This is a genomic window from Nocardia sp. NPDC050406, assembly GCF_044459025.1.
In the GTDB taxonomy this organism is placed as follows: Bacteria; Actinomycetota; Actinomycetes; order Mycobacteriales; family Mycobacteriaceae; genus Nocardia.
The window spans coordinates 1,879,482-1,905,688 of sequence record NZ_JBITIM010000002.1; the positions used below are offsets into that span (position 1 = coordinate 1,879,482).

Genomic DNA, 26,207 nt, shown 5'->3' on the forward strand with positions numbered 1-26,207 from the left:
TCCCATCCTCCACCCGGGTGGAACTGTTCGTCGGCAAAGGCGGGGTGGGGAAGACGACGCTGGCGTGCGCGACCGCCCAGGCCTACGCGCGCGCGGGACAGCGGGTGCTGCTCGCCTCCCTCGATCAGGCCCATTCCCTCGGGGACGCACTGGGTTTCCGGTTCGCGCACGATCCCGGGACGGTGCCCGGTGTGGTGACGGTCGCGCCCGGACTCGACGTCATCGAGGTGGATTCGCTGGCGCTGCTGGAGGACCGATTCCGCGAAGTGGTGCGCATGCTCTCGGGTGCCGGGCACGACCACGGCATCGACCTCGCCGCCCTGGACCCCGCCGAGCTGACCGGGCTGCCCGGCGTGCAGGAACTGCTCGCGCTGCTGGAGATCACGCAATTCGCCGAGGACGACGACTGGGACGTGATCGTGCTCGACTGCCCGCCCTCCGCCGACATGCTGCGCCTCATCACCGCCCCCGACACCCTGCTCGGCTACCTCGAACGCGTCTGGCCCGCGCATTCCCGCACCCTCTCGGCCATCGGCCCCGACCTGCGTCGAGTGGTCTTGGCAACGACGGTCGACCGAATAGTCAGCGCGGTCGCAGGCATACGCGACCTCTTCGCCGACCGCACCCGCACAGGCGCGCGCCTCGTCACCGCCCCCGAACGAGTAGCGGTAGCCGAATCGGCCCGCGTGCGCTCCGCAGCGGCCCTGCTCGGCCTACGGCTCGACGCCGTCCTGGTGAACAAGGTCCTCCCGCCGATGCCCGCGCCGGAGGTTCTCGGCGCGCCGAATCCGGCTGGCCCGCCTACGCGGGACACCGCCGCGACGTCGAATCCAGGTGGCTTTCCCACGCGGGATGTTGATGGCGCGCCGAATCCGGTTGGCTTTCCCACGCGGGACGCTGGCGGGACGCCGACTCAGGCTGGCCTTCTCACCCGGGATGTTCCCGGTAGGCCCACCCAGGTTGGTTATCCCGCGCCGCACGTCGACCCGGGTTCGGTCGGAAATTCGGCCGCGCGGGACGATCGAGCGCCGAGCGGTCCCGCAGTGGCTTCTGCCGCGAGGCCGAGCGAATCGTTCACGCCCACAACGCCTTCGGCTTCCTCCGGCGCGTCGGAAGGAGGCTGGCGACCGATGGGCGCAGCTCCGTTGCCGTCCGGTGCTCCCGCGAGCACGGGCGGCGCTCCGATGCATCCGGCCGTGCGGTGGTACTTCGATCGGCGGGGTGAGCAGATGGCGGTGGTGGCCGAGTTGCGGCGGCGGATGGCTCCTACTCCGGTCGTGGTGGTGGGGCATGTCGGGCCGGAACCGGTTGGCCTCGCGGCGCTGTCCGGTTTGTCCGTCGGGGTCGATGCGAGTGGCGAGTGGGTAGGAACCGAACCGGTCCCTATGCTGGGCTCAGAGGCAGCGGGCGTGCCCGTCGTCACCGGTGAGCCCATGGTGCGTTTGGAGTCCGGCGCGGGGGTGCATTCGGTGTACGCACTGCGCATGCACCTGCCCGTGGTCGACGCGTCGACCCTGCGACTGGGACGAGTGGAGGACGATTTGATCGTGGGAGCGGACGGAGTCCGGCGCCGCCTGCGCCTGGCCCCGGTATTGCGGCGGTGCACGGTCGATGGCGCCGAACTAGACGGCGAACACCTCATCGTCCGCTTCCGACCCGACCCCCAGGTATGGCCGAAATGACCGACCACGACCCGCGCGCCGCGCACGGCCCCCGCGAGGAGAACCTCGCCGAATTCGTCGACGAGCTGCGCCTGCTCGCCGAAGCCGTCCTCGAACGCGTGGAACCGGTACTGCGCAAAACCGCCGCCGACGGCCGCACCGAATGGTCCAGCTGCAGTTGGTGCCCCGTCTGCGCCGCCGCGGCCCTGCTCCGCGGTGAACACCACGACGTGGTGGCCGCCATCGCCGAGCACGGCACTTCGATAGTCACGGTCCTGCGCGAAGCCCTGGCGGGCGTCCCGGTCGACCCCCTCATTCCACCGGAGCTCGACCCGGACTCCCCGGAATATGCTGCGGCCCACCAGCGCTCGCACCACCACCCCGCACCGCCCGGAGACGACGCGACCACCGGCGACGAACCCGCCACCACCGGCGCGGACACCACCACAGCCGACCACCCGGCGAATCCCCAAGCGCCAGCCCCGGATTCGTCGCCCACCACCCCGCCGCCTTCCGGCAAAACCTCCTTCTGGAGCAACGTCGCCACCAATCTCCGCTCCTCGAGCCGAGATTCGGGCCACCCGCCCACCGGATCGGGTGCCGACCAGGCCCCGCAAGCCCGCGCGGGCGGACCGGAACCGTTCGGCGGCACCGGCCCAACCCCGAGCCGCGCCAACTGGTTCACCTCCGGCGCGGACCCGACCGTCGGCCGCGGGCCGGGGCAACCCGGCGACGCCGCCGGGCACAACCGCTCGTTCGGCCAGGAAGGGCCGACGTCGGCGGGCGCGGCCGGACAGCCGGGAAGCGTCATGGGGCGCGGGACTTTCGGTGAACGCGGTGGCGCGCCGACGGGCGAGGCGGGACGGTCCGGCGTTGCGGGACCTTCGGCCGGAGCGTATGAACGGAGCGCCCAGCCGTCAGATAGCACGGGTTCGGTGCGGCCGCAGGGTGGCGCTGGACGCGGCGACCGGGCGGCCGGACATGGCGTGGGTGCCGCGGGCACTGGGCGTGGCGCACCGCCCGAGGCGGCTGGGCGCGGCGGGTTGGGGCGCGGCGCGCCGGGGACCGGGCGTGCGTCGGGGGCGCGCGGCGGCTATGTTCCTATCTCCGTGACCATCAAGCCTCCTACGACATGAGCGTCGGCAACGGGCAGCCGTTGACCGTCGGCGTCGATGTCGGCGGTACCAATATCCGCGCCTCCGTGGTCGACGGGTCCGGTGAGGTGCTCGATACCGTGACCGCGCCGACCCCGCAGTCGGCGCAGGCCCTCGAAGACGGGCTGGCGCGGGCGGTGCGGGAACTGTGCGGACGCCATCCGATCGGGGCGGTCGGACTGGCCGTGGCCGGATTCGTGGACGAGGACCGGGCCACCGTGCGGTTCGCGCCGCACCTGCCGTGGGAGGACGCGCCGGTCGCCAAGCGGCTCACCGACCGGCTCGGGCTGCCGGTGATCCTGGAGCACGACGCCAATTCCGCCATGTGGGCCGAGTACCGCTTCGGCGCGGCGGCGGGCGGACACAATGTGGTGCTGGTGGCCATCGGCACCGGTATAGGAGCCGCCCTGCTCGTCGGCGGCCAGCTCTACCGCGGAAGCTACGGCGTGGCACCGGAACTCGGCCACGTGCAGGTGGTGCCCAACGGCCGCGCCTGCGCCTGCGGCAAACGCGGCTGCTGGGAACGGTATTGCAGCGGAACGGCTTTGGCGGACACCGCGCTCGAGGCCCTGGCCATCGACCCGCGCCGCTCCACCATTCTCGCCCGCGAGGAGTTCCGCGACCCGGGCTCGCTCACCGGCCGCCGCGTCGCGGGCGCCGCCCAGGACGGCGACCCGGTGGCCCTCGCCGTCATGGCCGATTTCGCCCGCTGGCTCGGCCTCGGCCTGGCCGCCGTCAGCGATATCTTCGACCCGGACATCATCGTCATCGCGGGCGGCGTGAGCACCTCGGCCCCGCTGTTCCTCGACGATGCCCGCGAGCACTACGCGCAATCCATCACGGGCGCCAAACACCGCCCGCTGGCCCGCATTCGCAGCGCTCAACTCGGCGAGGCCGCGGGCATGATCGGCGCGGCCGAACTGGCCCGCGCCGCCCTGGTCGCCAATCCGGACGCCGTCCCCGCCGGACGCCGCAACTGCTGAACGCCAGCACCTTTCGCCGAATCCGTTGGGCGCGTCGGCGAGTCGATCACGTCAACCCGACTCGGCATCCGTTTCACCGCCGCGTGACCGGGAACGCCGCATTCGTGAGGAACCGCTGTTCATCTCATGAGAGATTTCGCTCGAGTAGTGGACGACGGTTGGTCACGTCACGGTCTCGGCGGTAGAGTCCCTATCATCTGACGGTGGTGCCCGCGACGAGGCCGGTCCCGATCAAGAAAATCAGGGGAAAGGACGCGATGTTCTACTGGCTGCTGAAGTTCGTATTGGTGGGGCCGCTCATGCACCTCATCAATCGGCCCGAGGTCGAAGGCGTGGAGAACATCCCGGCGAAGGGCGCAGCCATTCTGGCCGGAAACCACCTGTCGTTCACCGACTGGCTGTTCACGCCGCTCATGAGCCCCCGGCGCATCACGTACCTGGCCAAGGCCGAGTACTTCACCACCCCCGGTCTCAAGGGCCGTCTGCAGAAGTTCTTCTTCTCCGGCACCGGCCAGTACCCGATCGACCGCAGCGGCGCCGACGCCGCCGAATCCGCCCTCAACACCGCGCGCAAGCTGCTGGGTGAGGGCCGTCTCGTCGGCCTCTACCCGGAGGGCACCCGCTCCCCGGACGGCCGTCTGTACAAAGGCAAGACCGGAGTGGCACGCCTCGCCCTGGAGACCGGTATCCCGGTGATCCCGGTAGCGCTGATCGGCACCGACGAGGTGTGCCCACCCGGTCCGTTCCGCTGGCGCAAGAAGAAGGTCATCGTGAAATTCGGTGCGCCCATCGACTTCTCCCGCTACGAGGGCATGGGCGGCAATCGCTTCGTCGAGCGCGCCGTCACCGACGAGATCATGTACGAGCTCATGCGGATGTCGGGCCAGGAGTACGTCGACGTCTACGCCGCCAGCCTGAAGAAGGGCGTGCCCTCGGGCTCCCGCCCGGACGCCGACCGCATGCCGCAGACCATGGCGGGCTGAGCCGAAACACCGTCGTCCCCCGAATTACCGAACGGGCCCGAGAGACACCGTCTCTCGGGCCCGTGTCGCGTCTCGGCGGATCGGGGTGTGCCGCTCAGGCCGAAGCCTGGCGGCGGCGATACGCCTCGATCGCCTCGAACTTGGCGAAATTGTGCCGGGCATCGGCCAGCGCGTCGTGCGCGTCCTGCGGAATCGGCGGCAGCGGCGGGCGGCCGTGCTGATCCCAGTGCTGGCGCAGCTCATTGGTGTAGCGCGGCAGATTGTTCGGCAGATCCACCATGGAACCCCACAGCTGGCACAGCGCCACATGGTCGTAGGCGCTCACCCACGCCCACATCTCCGGCTCGACGCCGGTGCGGGGGACCAGGAATCGGTACAGGTCGTCGCGAATGCGCTCCCGGCTGCGCCACAGCGGCGACGCGGGCGGCGGCAGCTTCGGCAGCACATTCTTGCGGACGAACGGCCCGGCCTTGGATTCGTCGAATTCTGTTGAGACCGCGTAAAATTCGCGGCCATCCTCGCAGACCACGGCAATGGAGACGAGGTCGATGGTGACGCCGTCCTCGATGAATTCGCAGTCGTAAAAGTACCGCAGGTCGGTCTGCTCCTCGGTGCGCGGCCGGTAGCGGCGGCCACCGACCCGAATCGTCGCGTCCCGGTCGGGACGTCCAACCATCCACCCTAGGTTCCGACCCATGGGACGGTTTCGGCGGGCATACCCGTCGAAACCGCGAGCGACCGGTCCGAACTGTTTTGTCCGGTGTGGGTGATTCCCACCCTGGGTGTAGTCCACCCGTCGATCGCGGGTCCGTATTCTGAACGGGTGAACTGGACCGTCGACGTACCGATCGATCGCTTGCCGGAACTGCCCCCGTTGCCCGCCGAGCTGCGTCGACGGCTCGATGACGCACTGGCGCGCCCGGCGCTGCAGCAGCCCTCCTGGGACCCCGAACTGGCCGCCAAGATGCGGACCGTCCTGGAGAGCGTGCCGCCCATCTGCGTGCCCGCCGAGGTGGAGGAGCTCAAGCTACGCCTGGCCGAGGTGGCGCGCGGTGAGGCCTTCCTCATGCAGGGCGGCGACTGCGCGGAGACCTTCGCCGACAACACCGAGCCCCACATCCGCGGCAATATCCGCACACTGCTGCAGATGGCCGTCGTGCTCACCTACGGCGCGAGCCTGCCCGTGGTCAAGGTGGCGCGGATCGCGGGCCAGTACGCCAAGCCGCGCTCGGCCGATATCGACGCGCTCGGCCTCACCTCCTACCGCGGCGATATGGTCAACTCCCTGGTCGCCGATCCCGCGCTGCGCGAACACGATCCCTCGCGCCTGGTCCGCGCCTACGCCAACGCCTCGGCCGCCATGAACCTGGTGCGCGCCCTCACCAACGCGGGCATGGCCGATCTGCACAAGGTGCACGACTGGAACCGCGAATTCGTGGCGCAGTCCCCGGCCGGTGCCCGCTACGAGGCCATGGCCGCCGAGATCGACCGCGCGCTGGCCTTCATGAACGCCTGCCGCGTCAACGACCCGAACCTGTCCACCGCGCGCCTCTACGCCAGCCACGAAGCGCTCGTGCTGGACTACGAGCGCGCCATGCTGCGCCTGAGCGAGCACCCCACCACCGGTGAGCCGGTGCTCTACGACCTGTCCGCGCACTTCCTGTGGATCGGTGAGCGCACCCGTCAGCTCGACGGCGCGCACATCGCCTTCGCGGAGCTGCTGGGGAATCCGATCGGCCTCAAGATCGGCCCGACCACCACGCCCGAGATGGCGGTCGAGTACGTGGAGCGCCTGGACCCCAACAACGAGCCCGGCCGCCTCACCCTGGTCGCGCGCATGGGCAATGGCAAGGTGCGCGATGTGCTGCCCGCCATCATCGAGAAGGTGCAGGCCACCGGCCACCAGGTGATCTGGCAGTGCGACCCCATGCACGGCAACACCCACGAGGCGTCCACCGGCTACAAGACCCGTCACTTCGACCGCATCGTCGACGAGGTGCAGGGGTTCTTCGAGGTGCACCACGCGCTCGGCACCCATCCGGGCGGCCTGCACATCGAGCTCACCGGTGAGAACGTCACCGAATGCCTCGGTGGCGCGCAGGACATCTCGGATCTGGATCTGCAGGGGCGCTACGAGACCGCCTGCGATCCGCGTCTGAACACTCAGCAGTCCCTCGAACTGGCCTTCCTGGTCGCGGAAATGCTGCGCTGAGAACGGCTTTCACGACTGTGGCCCGTGCCGATCGGCACGGGCCACAGGTCGTTCAAAGGGGTATCAGGGCAAGGCGACCAACGTAATGGTGCTTCCCGGCTCGACTTTCGCGCCCGGGACGCTGCTCTGCGAGATGACGATCGAGGAATCACTGGGGGCGAGCTGTTTCACCGAGACCTCCAAGCCGAGCGCTTGGAGCTTGGTTCTCGCATCGCCGACGCTGGAGCCGAGCACCCCGGGTATCTCCACCGCGTTCGAGACGATGAGCGTCACGCCGCCCCCGGAGTCGACCGTGGTGCCGATGGCCGGGTCGGTGCCGATCACCTGGCCCGCCTTCATCTTGGCGTCGAACTCGGTTCTGGTGCCGCTCACCGCGATTCCGGCGTTCTCCAGGGCCGTTCTGGCCTCCTCCTCGGTCTTGCCGCGCACGTCGGGGAGTTTGACCGGGGCCGAGCCCTTGCTCTTGTAGACCTTCACGTTCGCGCCCATGGGCAACACCGTGCCGGGAGCCGGATCCACCTTGGCGACAGTGCCTTTGGCGGCGGTACTGGAGACCTCCCCGGCGTCCACGGGGGTGAGCCCGGCATCTCTGATGGCCTGGTTCACCGACTTGACGTCTTGTCCCGCTTGGATATTCGGCACCGTGGGCTTGCCGCTGGAGATGAGCACCGCCACCGTGGAGCCCTTGGTGGCCTTGGATCCGGCCGACGGGTCGGTGCCGACCACATTGCCCACCGGAATGGTGTCGGAGGCCTTGTCGCGCACCTCGGCGGTGAATCCGGCGGCCTCGACGGCGGCGACCGCGCGATCCTTGTCCAGGCCCGCGGTCACCGGAACCGCTTCGTAGCGGCCGACTCCCAGCCACCAGCCGCCGATGCCGAGCAGCAGCGCCAGCACCACCACGATGCCGAGCCAGACCATGACGGTGCGCCGGGATTTGCCGCGGTCCTCGATGAAGTCGGGGTGCTGTGCGCGGTGCGGCATCGGCGCGGGCTGCGGGTAGTCCGGGGCGATCTCGCGCGCGGCCGTCATGACCCGGGTGTTCTGATGCGGCGGATGCGCCGACGGCGGCGGGGTGCGCGTGGTGGGCGGATCCGCGGGTAGTCGGGTCGTCATTTCCGTGGCGTGGGCGGGTGCCGGGCGCTGCCGGGCCTCGTGTGGCGCGGGGGTGGGGCCGACCCGGTAGCGGGTGCTGAGGTGTTCGGCCGACTCCTTGGGGGCGGGCACCCGGTAGGCGGGCAGTTGCAGCTGCTGGGCGATCCGGCGGATCTCGGCGGCCATCTCCGCGCCGTCGGCGAAGCGGTGGCCGGGTTCGCGGGCGGTGGCGTGCGCGACGAGATCGTCGAATTCCGGTGGGACGCCGGTGATCAGCTCGCTGGGGCTGGGCACGTCGTTCTCCACCCGCTGCAAGGCGATGGAGAGCGAATTGTCGCCGGTGAACGGGGTTCGGCCGGTGAGCATTTCGAAGATGAGCACGCCCGCGGCATAGACGTCGGAGCGGGCGTCGGCGGTGCCGCTGGTCACCTGCTCGGGGGAGAGGTAGGCGGCGGTGCCCAGAATCACGCTGGCGGAGGTGATGTTCGCGGCGGCCACCGCGCGCACCAGACCGAAGTCGGCGATCTTCACCTCGCCGGAATCGGAGATCAGGACGTTCTCCGGTTTGATATCGCGGTGCACCAGCCCGGCCGCGTGCGCCACGCCGATGGCCTGCATGACCGGTTCGATGACGGCGCGCACGGCGTGCGGCGGCATGGGCCCGCGCTCGCGCAGCAGTTCGCGCAGGGTGCCGCCCTCCACCAATTCCATGATGAGGAAGGGGTGATCGCCGTCCACGCCCTGGTCGTACACCGCGACCAGGGCCGGATGCTTGAGCTTGGCGACCGCGCGCGCCTCGAGTTCGAAGCGGGTGAGGAATTGCGGATCGGCGGCGAACTTGGGGTCCATCACCTTGATGGCGACCGGTCTGTCCAGGCGGGTGTCGACACCCCGGAACACCATGGACATACCACCGCGCGCGATCGGCGCATCGATGCGGTAGCGCCCTTCCAGCATCTGGCCGATCAACACTTGCCCTTCCAGTTCGTCATGGCCGTCGGAGTGCGGCCCAACCGATCGTAGTCGGGTCGGGGTGTGATGCGACGTTGCCGCCGCCAGGGACTACCGTTATCCCCGTGAGTGCCTTTCCTTGCAGCGACGATGTCCTCCCCGAGTCGGTAACCCTGCTGACGCTGCCCGACGTCGCCGACCAGCTCGGCATGGTGGTGACCCGGGTCCATCAGATGCTGCGCGACCACCAACTGATCGCGGTCCGCCGCGACGGTGTCGCCGGTATCCCGAAGGACTTCTTCGACTCCACCGGAGCCGTCGCCAAACACCTGACCGGTCTGATCACCGTCATGCGCGACGCGAAATACACCGACGAGGAAATCCTCGAGTGGATCTACACCGAGGACGACACCCTCCCCGGCCGCCCCATCGACGCCCTCCACGGCCCTCTGGCCCGCGAGGTCCTCCGCCGCGCCGCCGCCGACCCGTTCTGAGCGGCAACCGACTCTCGGGTCTCGTGTCCCCGATGCTGACGCATCGGGGACACAGAAGAAATATGGATAAAGGAGCCCGACCGGCCTCGACGCCCTAGTGAGCCGACGCTTCTTTGACGGCGACACCACCTGGCGAGCGCCTGCCGCATCGATGGCGAGACCAGCTGGCGAGCGCCTGCGACATCGCGTGACCCCATTCCCTGGCCCCGGCGTCGGACGGCCTCGCCACGGCTGTGCGCGCGCCCACCTTTGTCGCGAGGGGGAAGTGGTGGCGGCGTCGCCCGAGAGGCATCCGCCATCAGTGCCACCTGATCTTGTCGCGGGTCGCCATCGCCCGCTCGATTCCCACAGCGTTGGGTTGGGGCGGTCTTCGCGGCATCGGTGGCTTGGTTTCCTGATCCCGCGCGTGGTGCGGGAGGGACCTCAGCTCCACCTGATCGTGTTCTGGTGGGGTCAGCGGGGTTTGGTGGCTATCCAGTGGCCGGTGATGTGCCAGGAGGCGAGGATGAGGGTGGCCAGGGGTGGGACTTCGGTGAGGGCGATGACGAACATGTCCGACGTGTCGGGGTGCGGATGTGGATCGTCATGATTCCCCCAATTCGTTGTGCCACGGCACTCTATCGCGGAGGCTGGCCGCGATCCGAGCTGGAGTGCGCGGGGGCGAAGCGCTTGCGGGTGGATGACGGTGCGCGCCAGTGGGATCGAGGGCTACGCGCTCTGGGTGTGCGGTCGGCGGAAGGGGTGGGCGGTGGCGAATTCTTTTGCGGCGACGCGGAATCGGCGGTGGCGGGGGACTACGGCGCGGTGGGTGAAGATCTCGTAGTCGGTGTGTTCTATTTCGTCGAGGATGCCCGCGTAGAGGGTGGCGGCGGTGCGGATGGCGGGGCGGACGCGGGGGAGTAGGAGGTCGATTCCCGGTGTGGCCGTGCGGTATAGCGCGCGGTTGGCGGCTATGAGGTTGGCGAGGGCGCGGCGGACGCGGGGGTCGGTGCGGCCTCGGCGGCGGCAGTCGCGCAGGAGTTCCGGGTCGACGCCGAAGGCTGCCAATTCGTCGGCGGGTAGGTAGATGCGGCCGCGGTCGAGGTCCTCGGCCACGTCGCGCAGGAAGTTGGTGAGCTGGAAGGCTTCTCCGAGGGCGGCGGCCGCCGGTTCGGCCTCGGCGCGGGGGCCGACGGTGCCCAGGATCGGGAGCAGTTGTAGTCCGATGGCGGCCGCGGAGCCGCGCATGTACTCGCGCAGGGCGGCCATATCGGGATAGCTGGCACGGAAGAGCGGGCTGCCGGGAACGTCCATGCGCATGGAGTCGAGGAAGACCCAGAAGTGTTCGGCGGCAATCGAATACCGGGCGACCGTGTCGGCGACAGCCAGCAAGACCCGGTCGGTGTCGTCGAAACCGACCCGCGCTGGGCGAGTGGTGTCGTCGGCACCGACCCGCACTGGGTGAGCGGCGTCGTCGGCACCGACCCGCACTAGGTGAGCGGCGTTGTCGGCATTGAACCGCACTCGGTGAGCGGAGTCGTCGGCACCGAGCCGCGCCGCGCGGGCGGTGTCGTCGGCAGCGTCGCGCACCGGGCGATCGGCTTCATCGATACCGGTTTCTCCTGCCGGGCTGCTCGGCGTCGCCGCAGAGGTCCGGCGCGCCAGTCGGTCGCGCAACTCCCGCTCGATCCGATCCAATTGCGCGGCACTGAATTCCGCGCGTTCGGGGGCGTCCGCGGCATCGACGATGTCGTCGACCGTGCGGGCGAAGGCGTACAGCGCGTGGATGGCCGGTCGCCGCCCCGGCTCCAATAGTCGGGTGGCCAGGAAGTAGGTGCGCCCGTGGGCGGCGGCGATGCGGCGGCAGTCCCGGTAGGCGCGGTCGAGCTCGCCCGCGCTCATGGGGTCGGCGTCACCGTGGGGGTGGTGACGGCCGGGAGACGGGTCGAGTGCTCCGCGCCGAGGCGCAGCGGGTCCACGGTGCGCAGCGAGATCGCCGCCACCACCGCCACGAAGGTCGCGGCCGCGACATGCCACCAGTTGTAGAGACCGATGGACCCGTCCGGTTGGAATACCAGCATCAGCCAGGTACAGATCCCCACCAGTATCTGCAATGTCCTGGTGGACAGGGCGAATCCGGCCGCCAGCGCCAGCGGCCACGAGTAGTACCAGGGCAGCGCCGCGGGCGAGAGAATCACGATGGCGACGAAGGCGATGGTGATGCCGAGAATCGCCTCGCGCTCACTGTGCCGGAACCGCCACCACGTCCACACCAGAATGGCCGCCAGCGCCAGCGCGCAGAGGTTGCGCAGGATATCCAGCACCTGCCCCTCGGCCCGGAACGGCGTCACCCAGGAGACGACATAGGACATGGCGGTCGGCGCGGAGAGCCAGTTGATGATCTTCTTCGACCCCGACAGCGCGGTGAGCCAGCCGATTCCGACCCCGGCCAGCGCCGAGGCGGCGGCGAACACCACCGCGAACACCGACAGCCCCAGCCCGGCGATCTTGGCGAACATGAGCGTGGGATGCGGCAGATCGCCCTCACCCTGCTCCTGACGGCGCTCGCGCTCGTGAATCATCCAGATCCACACCAGGAATGGCAGCGCCACACCCGCCGTCGCCTTGATCGCCACACCGATGGCCAACACCACGAACCCGGCCACATGATGCTTCTCCAGCACCAGCGCGATGGCCGCGGCCATCAGCCCGACCATGAGCATCTCGTTGTGCACGCCGCCGATGAGGTGGATCAGCACGAGCGGATTGAGCACCGCCAGCCACAGCGCGGTGGTCGGCTTACCGCCGAGGTGTTTGGTCAGATGCGGCACCGCCCACATCATGAGCGCCAGACCGGGCAGCATGACGAGCCGCAACGCGATGGTCCCCGCCACCACATTGTCACCGGTGATTCGGGTGATGCCGTCGCCCAGCAGCAGGAACGCCGGACCGTACGGCGCGGTCGTGGTGGTCCAGACCGCCGAGACATTGTCCAGCAGCACACCGGGATTCACGACCGGCCCGACCTCGTAGGGATTGAACCCGTCGCGCAACAGCGCGCCCTGCGCGAGATACGAATAGGCATCGCGGCTGAACATGGGCACCGCGAACAGCAGCGGGAAGATCCAGATGCCGACAATGGCGCGCAATTCGTTGAGCGTCACCATGGGCCCGGGCACCGTCCCGATGGTGACGCGGCCCAACCGCACCCACGCGGTGATCATGGCGAGCACGCCGATCCACACGAACAGCGTGGAGAGCGCGTACCCGTGCCCGAATCGCAGCCACGACAGATGCGCCGCCTCGAGCAGCGGGTCGTTGCGGCGCACACTGCCCGCCCCGAACCCGCCGAAGGTGATCATGATGGCGCCGAAGAAGCCGAGCAGCGCCGCCTTGCCCTCCGGGTTGCGCGCGAAGTCCGCGTAGCGAACCCATCGGTTCGTCATGGGGTTCGGCGGCTCCGTCCCGGCGGTTCCCGATTCGTAGGCCGCAGTGCTCACCGCGCCGCCGGGAATGGCGGTGCGGGTGCCGGTACTGGCATCCGGTGACGTGACGGCATCCATATCGGGGGTCGGCATATCTGGTCGTTCCCCCCGGAAAGGTCGGCGGTCGGTTTCCCGCATCGGTTCTGGACGCGGGTCAGTCTAGTGCGTGCGCGACGGTGCTACCGCCTGGGTAGCAACGCCATGGCTCTCGGCATGTCGCAGATCACCTGTGATTCGCGCCGCGGCCAGTTTTCCGGACAGCAGCACGGTGGGTACTCCGACCCCCGGTGTGGTGCCGCAACCTGCGAGGACGACATTGTCGCGGCCGCGCGGCAGGTTCCTGGTGCGGAACGGTCCGGTCTGGCGAAACAGGTGCGCCGCCGAGAATGGAGTCCCCGCGAGCATGCCCCGCTCCGCCCAGGTGCGCGGCGTGTCGAGGTGGTCCACCCGGAAGTGCTCGGAAATGCCTTGGTAGCCACGGGCTTCCAGGATTTCGAGGAGCTCGCGCAGATAGGCCGGGCCGAGCCGGGCCCAGTCGAGCGGGGCGGCATCGAGATTGGGGCAGGGAGCCAGCAGGGACAGGGGTTCCCGCACACCCGCACCAGTCCGATCGATGAACTGGCTCGGGTCGGTCAGCGCGGGGCGGGTGAGCAGGAGCGACGGGTCGGTCATGAGCTTGCCGCGGCCGGGGCGGGCGGCGATCTCGGTGAAGGTGCGATCCCACTCGTGACCGAATTCGATGGTGTGATGCGCCCGCACCGGCCAGGTCGCGGCGATATCGGCGGGAATGGTGCCGTGCGCGACCACCGCCGAGGGGGAGGCGCGCAGGAAGCGGCGGCGGCGCAGGCCGAAGCGGTCCAGGGAGCCGAGGTCGGCGGTGAGGACGACGGCGTCGCAGGGGAGGATGCGGCCATCGGTGAGGCGGACGGCGGTGGCACGGCGACCCGCGTAGTCGATGCCCCCGACCTCGGTGTTCAGCGCGAGGGTGCCGCCCGCCGCGGTGAAGGCCCGGGCCATGGCGGCGGCGATGGCGCGCATACCGCCCTCGGGGTAGTACACGCCGAGGCAGGTGTCCATGTAGGGGATCGCGCCGTACACCGCGAGCGCCTGCGCCGGACCCATCCCCGCGAACAGCGCCTGGAAGCTGAACAGTCGAGACAGCTTCTCGTCCCGGATGATTCGCCGCACCCGCGGCCCGAGCCGCCCGAACGCGCCGATCCGCACCAGCTCGGCGAGCGCGACCCGCTTCTCGGGAATGCGCACCATATCCAGCGGCGAATCGAAGTTGGTGTCCATGAAGGTGCCGAATTCGGCGTCGTACACCCGATGCAGCCACGCCCGCAGCCGCCGGTACCGCTCCCCGGCCCCAATGCCGCGCGCCCGCGTGACCTCGGCCGCCATCTGCTCCGGATCGGAGTACACCCCGATCACCGAGCCGTCCGCGAACCGCGCCTGATACGCCGGAGCCATCTCGAGTATCCGCAGCCCCACCGATTCCCGACTGTGGCCCACGGCGGCCAGCGCCTCGTCCACCAGCTCGGGCAGGGTGAGAATGGTCGCCCCATTGTCGATCTCGTAGTCCGGGCCGCGGTACGAGCCCACCCGGCCCCCGACATGGTCGGCGCGCTCCACCAACGTCACCTGCCGCCCGGCCCCCGTCAAGTGCAGCGCAGCCGCCAATCCCGCGAGCCCCGCACCCACCACGACGACCCGATCGGTCTGCCCCGCAACAGTTCTCATTCCACCCGCTTCGCCAGAGTGATCAACTTCTCGATGTCGCCGAGACCGGTCTCAATACGCGCGGGCGGTGGCGGCCTGGGCCATCTTCCGCAGCTGCGCCTTGGCCTCGTCGGTGGCGGTGCTGCCCGCGAGCGCGGTGAGGCCACGGTCGGTGAGATCGCCGATGCGTCGCTCCACCGCGTCCACCGCGCCGAGTTCGGTGATGACGGTGCGCAATCGGGTCACCTGGTCGGCGTCGAGGTCCGCGCCGAGGCTGTCGCGCAGGAGCAGGGCCGCCGCCGGATCGGTCTCGTCGGCGCGTTGCAGCGCCTCGGCGACCAGAACGGTGCGCTTGCCCTCGCGCAGATCGTCGCCGGAGGGTTTGCCGGTGATCGCCGGATCGCCGAAGACGCCGAGCAGATCGTCGCGCAGCTGGAAGGCGATGCCGATATCGGTGCCGAATTCCCTATACGCCGCAACGAGTTCCGCGTCCGCGTCGGCGAGCGCGGCGCCCAGGTGCAGCGGTCGCTCGATGGTGTAGGCGGCGGTCTTGTACCGGTTGATGCGCAGCGCGGCCGCCACCGATTCGTCACCGCCCGCCTCACCGTGGATGTCGAGGAGCTGTCCGCCCAGCACCTCGGTGCGCATGGCCGCCCACACCGGTGCGAAACGGATCTGCGCGGCGGCGTCGAGCCCCGCCTCCCGGGTCATGTCGTCGGCCCACGCCAGCGCCAGATCTCCGATGAGAATAGCGACGCTGGCCCCGTAATGTCCTGCGTCCCCGGCCCATCCGCCGCCCCGATGCCGCTGCTCGTAGTCCACGTGCACGGTCGGGAAGCCGCGCCGAGTCCGCGAGGAGTCGATGATGTCGTCGTGGATGAGCGCGCACGCCTGCACCAATTCCAGTGCCGCGCAGGCACTGAGCACCGCATCCGCCGCCGGGTCCGCCGGATCCCCACCGGCCCCCAACCATCCGGTCCACGCGAAGGCGGGCCGAGTCCGCTTCCCCCCGCGCAAAACGAACTCCTCCAACGCCCGCGCCGCGTCCACGAACACCGGCCCGAGCGGTTCCACCAGGGCCCGACGCCCCACGAAGAAGTCGGCCAGTCGCTGCTCGACGGCATCGACCAGCGACCCCGCACCCACCACGGGCGCGGCCGGGTGACGGGTCGGCGTACCGGGTCCGGCGGACACGGGAAACCTCCTCGATAGCAACAACTCGGATGCCGCGCTGGCGGAAGTAATTCGACGCGGCCGCGACCAGGGGTTGGCCGCACAGCACTACGCGCTCGACTGTACTCAGCACCCCACCCACCCGCCCCCGTCGGTAGGGGTAGGAACCCCACACCGTTCCCTGCGGCCCCGACCCCGCAAGCGCGTGTCCCTCACCCGCTCGCGCCGCAACGGTAAGGCGTGGTCCTTACCCTGCCGCGAGGGAGAGGCGAGCTCCTTACTCCGCTCGCGACAAACCTCTAGCCATGCACGCGAAGCCCGATCACCTCCGGCGAATCGCACGTGCAGCGCGAAAGGCATCACATGGAGCGGTACGCGATCCGGACGATTCGTCGCGGCGGCAAAGTGTGAGAGGGCAGCGCCACCAGTTCCCCCTCGTGGTGGGTGCGCGGCGTCGGCGCACTGGTGGTGGGAGTGCTCGGGCGGGTGCCTCGGCTCGCGCCCCTTGGCGCGCGCGTTACCCGCGCCGGGGTGCGGCATCGACCAGGTACTGGTGGAGGGGCGCACTCGGCCTTTGCCGCCACCAGTACCTGGTGATCATGGAGACCGGCGGGCGGGAGGGGTGGGGGCGTGGGGCTTCGGGGGTTTCTGGGCGTGATCTCGAGGACTTTTCGGGGGTGGGTAATTCCCCCGTTTCTGCGGGAAATGGGGTGTTCGGGGGGCTGTTCGGGGGTCCCGCCGCCGGTCGGAGGGGGTGCGGGAGGTTGGGTGGCGGTCGAGTGGGGGGTTTGGGACCCCTACACTGGATCGGTGAGTTTCGACAACGTACGGGGATCTTCGACCCCAGGCCGAGTTTCCCGCACGCTGCAGGTTTCCGGAACTCCCTCCGTTGTGCAGCAGCTGGGACCTCGGCCGGACGGGTCCATTCCGTTCTCGGTGGAGTTCAATCCGCCGCGTGATGCCGCCGGTGAGGCGCGGTTGTGGCGGGCCGCGCGGGAGTTCGAGCGGATGCATCCGGCATTCGTGTCCATGACCTACGGGGCGGGCGGGTCCACGCGCGATCGCACCATTCGGGTGACCGGGCAGCTGGCGCGCGAGACCACGCTGCTCACGGTGGCGCATCTGACCGCCGTGGACCACAGCGTCGCCGAATTGCGCTCCATCGTCGGCGCGTACGCCGATTGCGGGATCCGGAATCTGCTCGTCCTGCGCGGTGACCCGCCGGGCGATCCCCTGGGCGAGTGGGTCAAGCATCCCGAGGGTGTCGAGTACGCCGACGAACTGGTGCGGATGGTGCGCGATCTGGGCGATTTCCACGTGGGTGTCGCCTCGTTCCCGCAGGGCCATCCGCGCTCGCGCGACCTCGACGAGGACACCCGCTTCCTGGTGGCGAAACTGCGTGCGGGAGCGGAGTATTCGATCACCCAGATGTTCTTCGACGTCGAGCACTACCTGCGCCTGCGCGACCGCGCCTTGGCCGCCGACCCGGTGGACGGCGCGAAGCCGATCATTCCCGAGCTCATGCCCATCACCTCGCTGCGCACGGTGCAGCGCGCCGAGGAGCTCTCCGGCCGTCCGCTGCCGGAGAAGGTGATGGAACGCCTGCGCAAGGCCGCGGGCACCGGCCCGGAGGAGAATCGCGAGGCGGTGCGCGCCGCCGGTATCGAGATCGCCACCGAAATGGCGCAGCGCCTCATCGACGAGGGTGCGCCGTGCCTGCACTTCATCACCCTGAATTTCGCCAAGGCCACCGGCGAGGTGCTGGCGAATCTCGGGTACACGGTCTCCCCGGCTCCGGTCCGCGCCTGACCACACCGGGGCAAATCCCCGGAATGCGCTGGTCACGGGAGTAGCGTCCGATCCGACCGCGACTCGGAGGAGACAGGCATGCCCGTGTTTCAGAATCTCGTCCGTATCGCAGGCGCCTGCGGCGTCTGCGCCCTGCTCGCGGGCCCGGCGGCCGCCGCCCCGGTGGAGAACCTTCCCGACGGTCGAGCCGCCGTGGAGACCGGCGGCCGGGTCGCCCTCGAGAGCATCTCCAATGGTCGAGTCGCGGTCGACAGTGCCGACCGGACCTACGGCGGCACCTCGGTCGACGACCTGGCCGGGGCCATCGCCCGCGCCACGCGACCCGTCGCCGGTGCCGAAAGACCTGGCGCGCAAGGCGATTCCACCCTGGATGCCACCGCCGCCGCCATCACGACAGCCATGGAGACCGCCGCGCCCGGCGACTGGCTCAATGCCTACGGCGACTCGGTAGATGGCTTGCGAGCCTTGGGCGTCGAACCCTTCCTCTATCCCACCGCCGCCCCGTTCTGCCTGAACTCCACCACCCTCGGCCTCGCCCCCGCCCTCGCGGGAGCCATCCCCGGCCCCTGGCCGCGCTTCGCCATGGACATCCCCGGCCTCGACCTCACCGCGGTGAAGGCGGGCCAGACCATGTTCGCCTTCGTCCCCTACGGTCTCGGTGCCGACAGCGCCGACACCTCCGGCATGCAGGTCGCCTGGCTCAATGTCGAGACCGGCCGCTTCGGCCTCACCCCGATGGGTTCGCTCGCCCAAGTGCTGCGCGCCATGGTCCCTCCGCAGGTTCCCGCCGAACTCCGCCCGCTGGTGGAGCAGGCCGTCACCGAGTTCTTCGCCTCCACCCTGCCGCGCGGCGGCGTCCGCGCCGTCCCGGTGAACACCGGCTCCGGCACCGTCCTGGCCGCCGTCTTCGGCGTGGTCCGCAATGGCGCGGCCTCCTGCGTCTTCCTGCCGACCGTAGGTATCACCGAGGTGCCCTGAAGCAGCGCCGGATGACCTTGCGGCCCAACCGTGCCCGGCCGCGCTGTCGCCTGGGAATTCTCGTGCGCCGACGCTCCGGTTGCTGAACAATAGGCTTCCACGACCTCGACGTTCGAGGTGCTGTTCGGGGAGCTCGAATGCGCGGACCGACACTGATTGTGGCCATTGCCGCCGCCCTGGCGGTGCTCGCGGGGTGCGATACCGCTGCCCCACCTCCCGGTGACAGCCCGGCCGGTCCGGCCGTCGGCAATCCCGGGGAGGAAGGCGAGGGCGGTGGGGGAGCGAAGGGCCTGCCGGAGATCGAACTGGGAGCCGAGCTGTACCAGGGCCAATCCCTCGATGACGCCTTCGAGGGAATCGAAACCCAGGTGGCGACCAAGTGCGCGGCACGTGGACTCGCTGCGGACTGCGTCGCCGTGGTCAAGGCCACCGACAAGGAAAGTGATGCGCCACAGTGCAATTCGGTGACCTATCCCGACGGTCCGATCGTGATGTACACCCGCACCGATCCGCCGCTGCCCGGTACGCCGGAGAGCGCTTTCGTCGTGGTGGGCGGCAAGGTAACCGTCTACGGCAGACTGTGTGAATCGGAGACCACGGAGCCGTCCACGCCGGAGTCGACGAAACCGGTGTCGCCGACGAAACCGCCCACGGGAACACGCCCGCCCACGACGACACGACCACCCGTGACCACCGGGTCCGATGGCTGACACGGAGCCCACCGGCCAAGGCGCGCAACGGCATTCGTCGCTCGCCGAGGTGTCGCAGGTGGCGCAGCTCATAGCGCAGTTCGTCGCACCGGCGACACTGTTGGCCGGACTGCTCTACTACTGGGGCTACTTTCACGCCCGCGGCTTCTGCCTCTACCTCGGCGTGGACTCCACCTCCCTGGGATTCAGTACCACGGAGTACGTAATGCGCAGTGCGGACGGGCTTTTCGTCCCCATCGCGACAATCGCCGCAGTGGCTCTCGCTGTCCGATGGTGGCGCTTGGCGCTGCCCGACCGGCTGCGCACCCGCCCAGCGCCACGGTGGTTACCCGTCGTCCTCGCCATTGTGGGCGGGCTGCTGCTGCTCAACGGGCTGTCGCAGTTGCGATTCGAGACACCGCTCAACCGACCGGTCGGTGTCGGACCGGCCTGTCTGATCGCCGGGTTGCTGCTGCTGTGGAGTGTGGTGAAGCAGCGACGGCAGCGACTCGCGGCGGCGACGGGCACGGAGGGGCCCGCGACCGCACCGCTCGAGTGGGGGCTGGTGCTCGTCCTGGTCGCGGGGACCTTCTTCTGGGGCGCGACCTCCTACTCCCTGGCCGTGGGGAAGGGGCGTGCGATGCTCTTCGAGCAGTCGCTGCCGAGAGCCGCTGGCCTGACCCTCTTCACCGAGAAGGCCCTGGATCTGACCGCGCCGGGCGTCGTCCGCTCCGTGTGCGCCGATCCGGGGTCGGCGTACCGCTACCGCTACGACGGCCTCGTACTGGTCCTCACCACCAGCGCGAATTTCGTGCTGGTTCCGCGCACCTGGACCTACTCGCAGGGTCGCGCAATGGTGTTGCCGCGCAGCGGATACGGTGCGGTTCGGCTGGAATTCACGAGAACGGTGCCTACGGCGGTCAGCTGCTGAACCGTCCTACCTAGCAGCTGGCAACGGTCGATTCTTCCAGGTCAACCGGCCTGCCTCGACCGCGCGATGAGAGCGCAGCGTCAGACGCAGATACGCGGCGATCGACAGTGGATGTGCCAAGGACGCAACGATATCGGCGGTTGTCAGGCGGCGGGATTCTGTCGAGCGGGCCAGCAACCGGGAGGTCACAGCCGCCGCGTACCCGAGTAAACCGATACGGCGCAGGCGGTTTCGGCCGAGGAGTGCCGCGAGCGGCGGCACCCAGTAGGCGAGGACAGCCGTGCCCGCGACCGCCGCGCTGCCCGCCGGACCACCGTAGGCGGACCACAACCACCGCGTGTACCCAGCATCGAGTTCTTCTGCACCGCAATACATCCGGGTGGACGCGTGGGGACCGGCGGCTGTGAGGGTGGTGCGCTCTCCCGCATGTCGGAGAGCGCGCGCTATCGCCAGATCCTCGGTGATTTCCGCCGCGACCGCCGCATGCCCGCCGATGGATCGGTAGGCGGCGGCGTCGAAGACGAGGAACTGGCCGCACGCCACCGCTGTCGAGGGGCGCAGGCTGCGGTTGGCGAGGGCTACTGGCAGGGTGGCCGCCCACGACCACGCCAGCAGCGGTTGGACCAGGTGTTCGGCGGGGGAGTCGGCGCGCTGCCGCGGCCACGGGCACACCAATGCGGCTCGGCTTCGGCGCAATTCGGTGATGGCGGCGGCGAGCGCGTCGGGAGCCAGGCGCACATCGGCGTCGAGGAATACCAGCGCGCCGGGGTGGGGACCGAGGTCGGAGATGGCCGATCGGTCGGCGAGTTCGGCGAGCCGTGCACAGGCCGCTGTCTTGCCGGTCCATCCGGCTGAAGGCTCGATATCGTTGCGCACCAGCGTGAATCGCTCGTCCGCGCCGATCGCGGCGGCGGCCGCCTCGTAGGTGCCGTCGGTCGACGCGTCGTCGAGAACGAACACCCGCAACCGCGGAATCCCCACCTGCGCACGCAGATCCGCGATCAGCGCGGGCAGCCGGTCGGCCTCGTCACGGGCCGGAACGCAGACGGTGACCGGTTCGATCACCGACGCTCCCGCCCGCAACCGCCGCATACTCACGCGATTCACCAGCGCGATCCCCGCGTTGAGACCCGCGATCGTGCTCGCGGCCAACACGATTCGGCCGAGCGAACCCTCGCTCACTCGCCGGTCGGCCGGTGCCCGCTGTGGCTGCGGTCCGGGCGGATCCAGCGGGCCGCGCGAACGTACTCCGGTGCGTCCGGATTGCGGTTCATGTAGGCCAGTACCGCCACGACGACGGCGACCGCCAGGGTGAGGCCGCCGACGATTCCGGCCCATCCGGCGAAGGAGCGGGTATTCGGGTCGGCGTAGCCGACTTCCGCGCGCAGGGTGGAGGACTCTCCGGCGGGCAGCTTCCAGGTGACCATGGAATCGCCCTCGCGGGTGCCGTTGGTGGTGCCGACGCGGGCCGGGAAGGCGACGGTGAACTGCACGTCGGAGCCGTGCGGCGGCAGGGATTTGAGATCCACGCTGCCGGTGAGGGTGACCAGGTCGCCGACGCGTTTGAAGGCGAGGTTGAACATGCCCTGGGTCTGGTCGGAGAGGGCGCTCAACTGCTGCACCTCACCGAAGGTCAGATCCTCGAAGTAGACCTGGCTGCCGACATAGCCGTCCTGGGAGTAGGACTCCACCCGCACCTTGCCGCTGAGCGGTTCCGGGGCTTTGAGCTGCGGCCCCTTGTCCCCGTCGGCCTGCGGTACGGCGGCGGCGACAATCCGCCCCGACACGCGATCGTTCGAGGACACACCCATGGAGGCCTGCACCCGCAGACAGCCCGCGAGCAGCGGCACGATCAGCGCCGCCAATACCAATACGGCCCATACGCGTACACCTCTGCGCGGACGCCGCGGCGAGGGCGCGGTCACGAGCGGGTCGGCGGCATTGGCGATATTCGGACTCGGCTGCACGGCTCACATCGTGCCATGACCCGAGGTCCCCAGCGTGATTCGACGGGCGGACAACGCCCACACCAGCGGTATCCCCACCACCCCCATGCCCACCAACCCATACCCAGCCGACACCGGCAACCCCAAGAACACCGCGTGCGCCAGCGCCGAACCCAGCCACGTCCACAGGAAAACAGCCACCGGCACGAGATCGCGCCCCACCGACACGCGCTGCTCAGCCGCTCCGGTGACGCCGACGCCCGGCGCGGCCACGGCCGACGGTGTGCGGCCGGTCCGCTCCCACACGGCCAGCAACCCGCCCATCACCACTGCCACCCCGAGCCACCCGAGGTAGTTGGTGACCGGAATGCCCGGCAACCCAGGTAACCCGGGCCAGCGCGAACACCACGTCCACTGCCCGTCCGCCACCATCTGCGGATCGAGGTACAGATCCCATCCGACGGCCCCGAGCGCGGTCATCGAAACCCGCACCGACACACGGGAATACAACGTCCCGCAGACGATCCAGATCGGATACACACCGCCGGTCCACGCCAACGCCACGATGAGCGGCACACCCGCGATCTCCGGCCCGATCCGCCCACTGGCGTAGTCGTAGCAGCCGAACGGAAAGCCCGTCGCGGTGCCCACCACCTCCGCCACGAGCCCGGCCCCCGAGACAATCACCAGCAACCCCAGCGCCCACCGGACTCCACGAGTCAGCGCCGCGTGAACCAAAGCCGTTCCCGCCGACAACAACACAACCGCCACGGTCACCCGATCCCGCGCCGCCCCGTCCGTGAGCGGATACAGAATCTGCGCACCCACCCACAGCACAGCGGGCACCCCGCCGACCGGCCACCACGTCGCGACGGCCCGCACCCGCCTCACCGCGCGACCCTGACGACGGAGCCCCACCGCGCCGTCGGGCGCGCGCTGCCCCGGCGGACTGGCCGCCTCGCAATTGCCGACGAGGTTGTCGCCCTGGCGCTGTGACGCCACTCCACAACTGCCTCCGCCACGTCGCGACGGCTTGATTTCGCCTGACCGCGGTGGGCTGGTGGTTGCACCCACCGCGTTGGCGGCCGGATCGATGTCAGCCACCGCGTGCGCGCCGACAACTGGCGCGCGGCCGCGCACAGTTCGGCCGTCGGGAACGCCGAGGCCAGGAGTTCGCGACCCGGGATGGTGATCGTGTCGAATCTCGCGGCCTTCATCGGCGGAGGAACCGCAGGCGCGGGCGCAGGTCGCGCTGGATCAGCCGTGCCACGGTGCGGCCGCTCGCGCCGGATACGCCGCCGCCCGGGTGGGTGGAGGCGCCGGTCAGGTACAGGCCGGGTGCGCCGGGGACGCGTTGGCCGGAGAGTTCGGGGAGTGGTCGCCACAGGAACATCTGGTCGAGGGACATTTCCACGTGCATGACATTGCCGCCGCGCAGGCCCATTTCGCGCTCCAGGTCGGCGGGGGTCTGGACGTGGCGGGTGAGGATGGTGTCGGCGAAACCCGGTGCGTGGCTGTCGACTTCGGCGATGATGCGGTCGGCTTCGCGATCGGCGTGTGCGCTCCAGTCACTGCCGTCAGCGAGGGCGTAGGGGTGCCACTGCGCCCAGAGGGAGAGCTGATGCTGTCCGGTGGGCGCGATGCTCGGGTCGAGGGCGCTGAAGCTCATGGCCAGCACCACGGGGCGCGGGGGCAGGTCTCCGGCCAGGGCGGCACCGTGCGCGCGGCGCAGGTGGCGGCGGTCGGTGGCGAGAAGTTGCAGGCCGTGGGCGGATTCGGTGGTGTCGGCCCCGGGGTAGCGGGGGAGGGCGCTGGTTGCGGCGCGCACCACCATGCCGATGCCGGGGCCGACGCGAATGCGGCGTCGCCACTGCGCCAGCGGCGCGGCGTCGAATCCGCCCGCCGCCAACAGATCCAGGGTGGTGAGGATATGCGATCCCGCGATCACGGTGTCGGCGTGCAGGTTTCGGCCGCTCTCGGTCCGCACCCGCCACCCTTTCCCGTCGCGGGCCAGCGCGGTGACCGCGTCACCGGTGCTGACCACGCCGCCGTCGGCGCGCAACCGCGCCGCCAACGCCTGGGTCAATGCGCCGCTCCCGCCGACCGCGCGACCGGGCGGCAGCGTGTGCATGAGCGCCGCGAACCCCACCATCGGCGCGGTCCCGGGCTCCGACATGGGCGGCCCGGACTGCGCGCCGAACCACGCCAGCGCCGCCTTCAACCGCTCACTGTCGAAGAGACTGTCCAGCAACGCGTCCCCGGTCTGCAGGAACTCCCGCGACAGCGCCCCGCCATCGCCGCGCCCCGTGGCCCCCGCCGCCTCGCGCGCGTCCAGCCCCCAGAACGACCGCAGCAACTGCCCACCCGTGGGCGCGCCGGAGAACGACCGCATCACCCGCGCCGCGCGCGGCCCCCACACCCGCACGAACCGCCGATACGCCTGCGCGTCCCGCTCCCCACAAGCCTCGGCGATCGACGCGCAGGTCCGCTCGACATCCCGTTGAAAAACGATCGGCGGCTCGTCACTCCCCGGCGGCGCTGGCGCGAAACCCCAAGGATTGCAATCGATATACCGCAACCCGAACCGCTCGAGCTCCAGAGCCTCGATGATCCCGGTATGCCGCACCATGATGTGCGCCGACGACCCCCTGTCCACCTGATGCCCGGGAAACCGCTCCACGGTCGACACCGCCCCGCCGATCACGGTGTCCCGCTCGAGCACCTCCACCGCATGCCCGTCCCGAGCCAGATAGCAGGCCGCGACCAGCGCGTTGTGCCCGGACCCCACAACGACAACGCTCACATCCACGCCCTTCCGCGCCCCACGGTGCAACAAGCGAACCGACCGATCGACCACGCGTCGGAGGAACCCGCGAGCACAGCCGTCCCGCGCGTCCGCCCGGCTCCTCGTACTCGCCCATCGAATTCACGCGACCCGATCCGAGCCGATCCAGGAAGGAGCCGTCGGTTCACGAGACCACGCACCCCGCAGTCGTGAAATGCCGTCGCGTCGAACTGCTCCGGATCGTGACAGCGCGCCGCATTGTTCGGGTGGGCTGTATCGCCTACGTCGGCTCCGACATCCGAGCGTGCCGCGCCCATCGAGACCGCCGTGCCTTCCGAATACGCCTCGCCCATGTACGCCGCCGTGCGCAACTGGGACACCGACCCCGCGCCCGAAAAGGCCACGCTCACAACGGCAGCTGCCGACCGAGGACCGCGAAACGGCGGGTATCCCCGGAGAACACGAAGTGGCGGACGATATCGCCGAATCCCTCGCGGCGGTAGAGCCGCCACGCGCGGTTGGCCTCCTCGTCCACCTCGGGGGTGGACAGCAACACCATGCGTTCCGGTCGGTTCGCCAGCAGGCGGTTCAGCAGCGTCGCCCCGATGCCGCGGCCCTGGGCGGCCGGGTGGACGTGCAGTTCGGTGAGTTCGAAGTAGTCCGAAAGCAGATCGCGGGCCGCGTATTCGGGCCAACCGGTCCGTCGCATGCCGGTGTAGACCTGCTGATGCCACCACTGGTGCGGCGCGCCGCGATAGCCGTACGCGATGGCCAGGACAGGGGCCTTGCGCACATCCACCCGTCCGTCGTCATCGGGCAGCAGCGCCGCGACGGCCTGCCATCCGGGCCGCGTGGTGTGCTCGGTCCACATGGGCGCGCGATGGTGTTCGGTACCCGGCGGATAGTCCATGGCCGCGACATATACCGACAGGGCGTCGTGCAACCGGGCGCGCATGGTGGCCGCCGACAGGTCGACGACGACGGGCGTGGGTTTCGGGGTAACGGCGGTCATGTAGGGCAGACGCGGCTTCCGTGAGCGCTGGGTTCCGGGCGGAACTTGTCGGTGGCTGTCTCTATATTCAAACCTAATTGAATCCTTCGAATACCTGTTCGATCTTCGATGGTGACTTTCACGAGTCCGACGATGAGCGAAGTGCCTGGTGGATCAGGGTATGCGAGT

21 protein-coding genes are annotated in these 26,207 nt (G+C 69.7%); 10 read left to right on the top strand and 11 right to left on the bottom strand.

Translation table 11 applies throughout. The features are described 5' to 3' along the window. Window positions 1-17 precede the first annotated feature (17 nt). The 4 genes from ACIBH2_RS21965 (at window position 18) to ACIBH2_RS21980 (ending at window position 4,781) form a co-directional block, all read left to right on the top strand. The gene (locus ACIBH2_RS21965; protein WP_397120146.1) at window positions 18-1,682 is read left to right on the top strand and encodes an ArsA-related P-loop ATPase; all 1,665 of its coding nucleotides are present in this window, start codon (window positions 18-20) and stop codon (window positions 1,680-1,682) included. Next, complete coding sequence (locus tag ACIBH2_RS21970; protein WP_397120148.1) at window positions 1,679-2,797, top strand: hypothetical protein; 1,119 nt, start codon at window positions 1,679-1,681, stop codon at window positions 2,795-2,797. The genes ACIBH2_RS21965 and ACIBH2_RS21970 overlap by 4 nt, the downstream gene beginning before the upstream one ends. Continuing rightward, window positions 2,794-3,798: an ROK family glucokinase gene (locus ACIBH2_RS21975; RefSeq protein ID WP_397120150.1), complete on the top strand. Its 1,005-nt coding sequence runs from the start codon at window positions 2,794-2,796 to the stop codon at window positions 3,796-3,798. The genes ACIBH2_RS21970 and ACIBH2_RS21975 overlap by 4 nt, the downstream gene beginning before the upstream one ends. A 257-nt stretch (window positions 3,799-4,055) precedes the next feature. Next, entirely contained in the window at window positions 4,056-4,781 is a 726-nt protein-coding gene (locus ACIBH2_RS21980; RefSeq protein WP_397120152.1) for a lysophospholipid acyltransferase family protein, read from the top strand. 94 nt (window positions 4,782-4,875) lie between these two features. Here the strand turns inward: ACIBH2_RS21980 and ACIBH2_RS21985 are convergent, their stop codons facing one another. After that, window positions 4,876-5,376: a polyadenylate-specific 3'-exoribonuclease AS gene (locus tag ACIBH2_RS21985; protein WP_397120959.1), complete on the bottom strand. Its 501-nt coding sequence runs from the start codon at window positions 5,374-5,376 to the stop codon at window positions 4,876-4,878. 228 nt (window positions 5,377-5,604) lie between these two features. Between ACIBH2_RS21985 and ACIBH2_RS21990 the strand changes: the two genes are divergently transcribed. Next, on the top strand, window positions 5,605-6,993 hold the full coding sequence (locus ACIBH2_RS21990; RefSeq protein WP_397120154.1) for a class II 3-deoxy-7-phosphoheptulonate synthase: 1,389 nt from the start codon (window positions 5,605-5,607) through the stop codon (window positions 6,991-6,993). Between the two features lie 63 nt (window positions 6,994-7,056). Here ACIBH2_RS21990 and pknB read toward each other — a convergent pair whose 3' ends face one another. After that, a complete protein-coding gene (gene pknB, locus ACIBH2_RS21995) occupies window positions 7,057-9,057 on the bottom strand; it encodes a Stk1 family PASTA domain-containing Ser/Thr kinase (protein WP_397120961.1) in 2,001 nt (666 codons plus the stop codon). Window positions 9,058-9,164: 107 nt separating this feature from the next. Between pknB and ACIBH2_RS22000 the strand changes: the two genes are divergently transcribed. Further along, entirely contained in the window at window positions 9,165-9,533 is a 369-nt protein-coding gene (locus ACIBH2_RS22000) for an Rv2175c family DNA-binding protein (RefSeq protein WP_397120156.1), read from the top strand. Window positions 9,534-10,241: 708 nt separating this feature from the next. Here the strand turns inward: ACIBH2_RS22000 and ACIBH2_RS22005 are convergent. The 4 genes from ACIBH2_RS22005 to ACIBH2_RS22020 form a co-directional block, all read right to left on the bottom strand. Continuing rightward, the gene (locus tag ACIBH2_RS22005; protein WP_397120158.1) at window positions 10,242-11,414 is read right to left on the bottom strand and encodes a phytoene/squalene synthase family protein; all 1,173 of its coding nucleotides are present in this window, start codon (window positions 11,412-11,414) and stop codon (window positions 10,242-10,244) included. Continuing rightward, on the bottom strand, window positions 11,411-12,958 hold the full coding sequence (locus ACIBH2_RS22010) for an alpha-(1->6)-mannopyranosyltransferase A (protein ID WP_397120963.1): 1,548 nt from the start codon (window positions 12,956-12,958) through the stop codon (window positions 11,411-11,413). Before ACIBH2_RS22010 ends, ACIBH2_RS22005 begins: the two co-directional genes overlap by 4 nt. A gap of 198 nt (window positions 12,959-13,156) precedes the next feature. Further along, a complete protein-coding gene (gene crtI / locus ACIBH2_RS22015) occupies window positions 13,157-14,737 on the bottom strand; it encodes a phytoene desaturase family protein (RefSeq protein WP_397120160.1) in 1,581 nt (526 codons plus the stop codon). Window positions 14,738-14,788: 51 nt separating this feature from the next. After that, window positions 14,789-15,910 (bottom strand): polyprenyl synthetase family protein, encoded by a 1,122-nt coding sequence (locus tag ACIBH2_RS22020; protein WP_397120162.1) that lies wholly within the window; start codon window positions 15,908-15,910, stop codon window positions 14,789-14,791. A gap of 789 nt (window positions 15,911-16,699) precedes the next feature. On the opposite strand from ACIBH2_RS22020, the gene ACIBH2_RS22025 reads away from it, so the two are divergent. The 4 genes from ACIBH2_RS22025 (at window position 16,700) to ACIBH2_RS22040 (ending at window position 20,296) form a co-directional block, all read left to right on the top strand. Next, window positions 16,700-17,698 (top strand): methylenetetrahydrofolate reductase, encoded by a 999-nt coding sequence (locus ACIBH2_RS22025; RefSeq protein WP_397120164.1) that lies wholly within the window; start codon window positions 16,700-16,702, stop codon window positions 17,696-17,698. Between the two features lie 78 nt (window positions 17,699-17,776). Continuing rightward, window positions 17,777-18,676 (top strand): hypothetical protein, encoded by a 900-nt coding sequence (locus ACIBH2_RS22030; RefSeq protein WP_397120166.1) that lies wholly within the window; start codon window positions 17,777-17,779, stop codon window positions 18,674-18,676. Between the two features lie 137 nt (window positions 18,677-18,813). Next, window positions 18,814-19,386 (top strand): hypothetical protein, encoded by a 573-nt coding sequence (locus ACIBH2_RS22035; RefSeq protein WP_397120168.1) that lies wholly within the window; start codon window positions 18,814-18,816, stop codon window positions 19,384-19,386. After that, window positions 19,379-20,296 (top strand): hypothetical protein, encoded by a 918-nt coding sequence (locus tag ACIBH2_RS22040; protein ID WP_397120170.1) that lies wholly within the window; start codon window positions 19,379-19,381, stop codon window positions 20,294-20,296. Before ACIBH2_RS22035 ends, ACIBH2_RS22040 begins: the two co-directional genes overlap by 8 nt. Window positions 20,297-20,302: 6 nt before the next feature. Here the strand turns inward: ACIBH2_RS22040 and ACIBH2_RS22045 are convergent, their stop codons facing one another. From ACIBH2_RS22045 to ACIBH2_RS22065, 5 genes are all read right to left on the bottom strand, one after another. Then, entirely contained in the window at window positions 20,303-21,478 is a 1,176-nt protein-coding gene (locus ACIBH2_RS22045) for a glycosyltransferase (protein ID WP_397120172.1), read from the bottom strand. Continuing rightward, on the bottom strand, window positions 21,475-22,221 hold the full coding sequence (locus tag ACIBH2_RS22050) for an LppM family (lipo)protein (protein WP_397120965.1): 747 nt from the start codon (window positions 22,219-22,221) through the stop codon (window positions 21,475-21,477). The genes ACIBH2_RS22045 and ACIBH2_RS22050 overlap by 4 nt, the downstream gene beginning before the upstream one ends. A 45-nt stretch (window positions 22,222-22,266) precedes the next feature. Then, window positions 22,267-23,124: a carotenoid biosynthesis protein gene (locus ACIBH2_RS22055; protein ID WP_397120967.1), complete on the bottom strand. Its 858-nt coding sequence runs from the start codon at window positions 23,122-23,124 to the stop codon at window positions 22,267-22,269. A 331-nt stretch (window positions 23,125-23,455) separates the two neighbouring features. Then, window positions 23,456-25,045, bottom strand: a complete 1,590-nt coding sequence (locus ACIBH2_RS22060) for a phytoene desaturase family protein (protein ID WP_397120174.1) — start codon at window positions 25,043-25,045, stop codon at window positions 23,456-23,458. A gap of 388 nt (window positions 25,046-25,433) precedes the next feature. Further along, on the bottom strand, window positions 25,434-26,039 hold the full coding sequence (locus ACIBH2_RS22065; protein ID WP_397120176.1) for a GNAT family N-acetyltransferase: 606 nt from the start codon (window positions 26,037-26,039) through the stop codon (window positions 25,434-25,436). Between the last annotated feature and the right edge of the window lie 168 nt (window positions 26,040-26,207).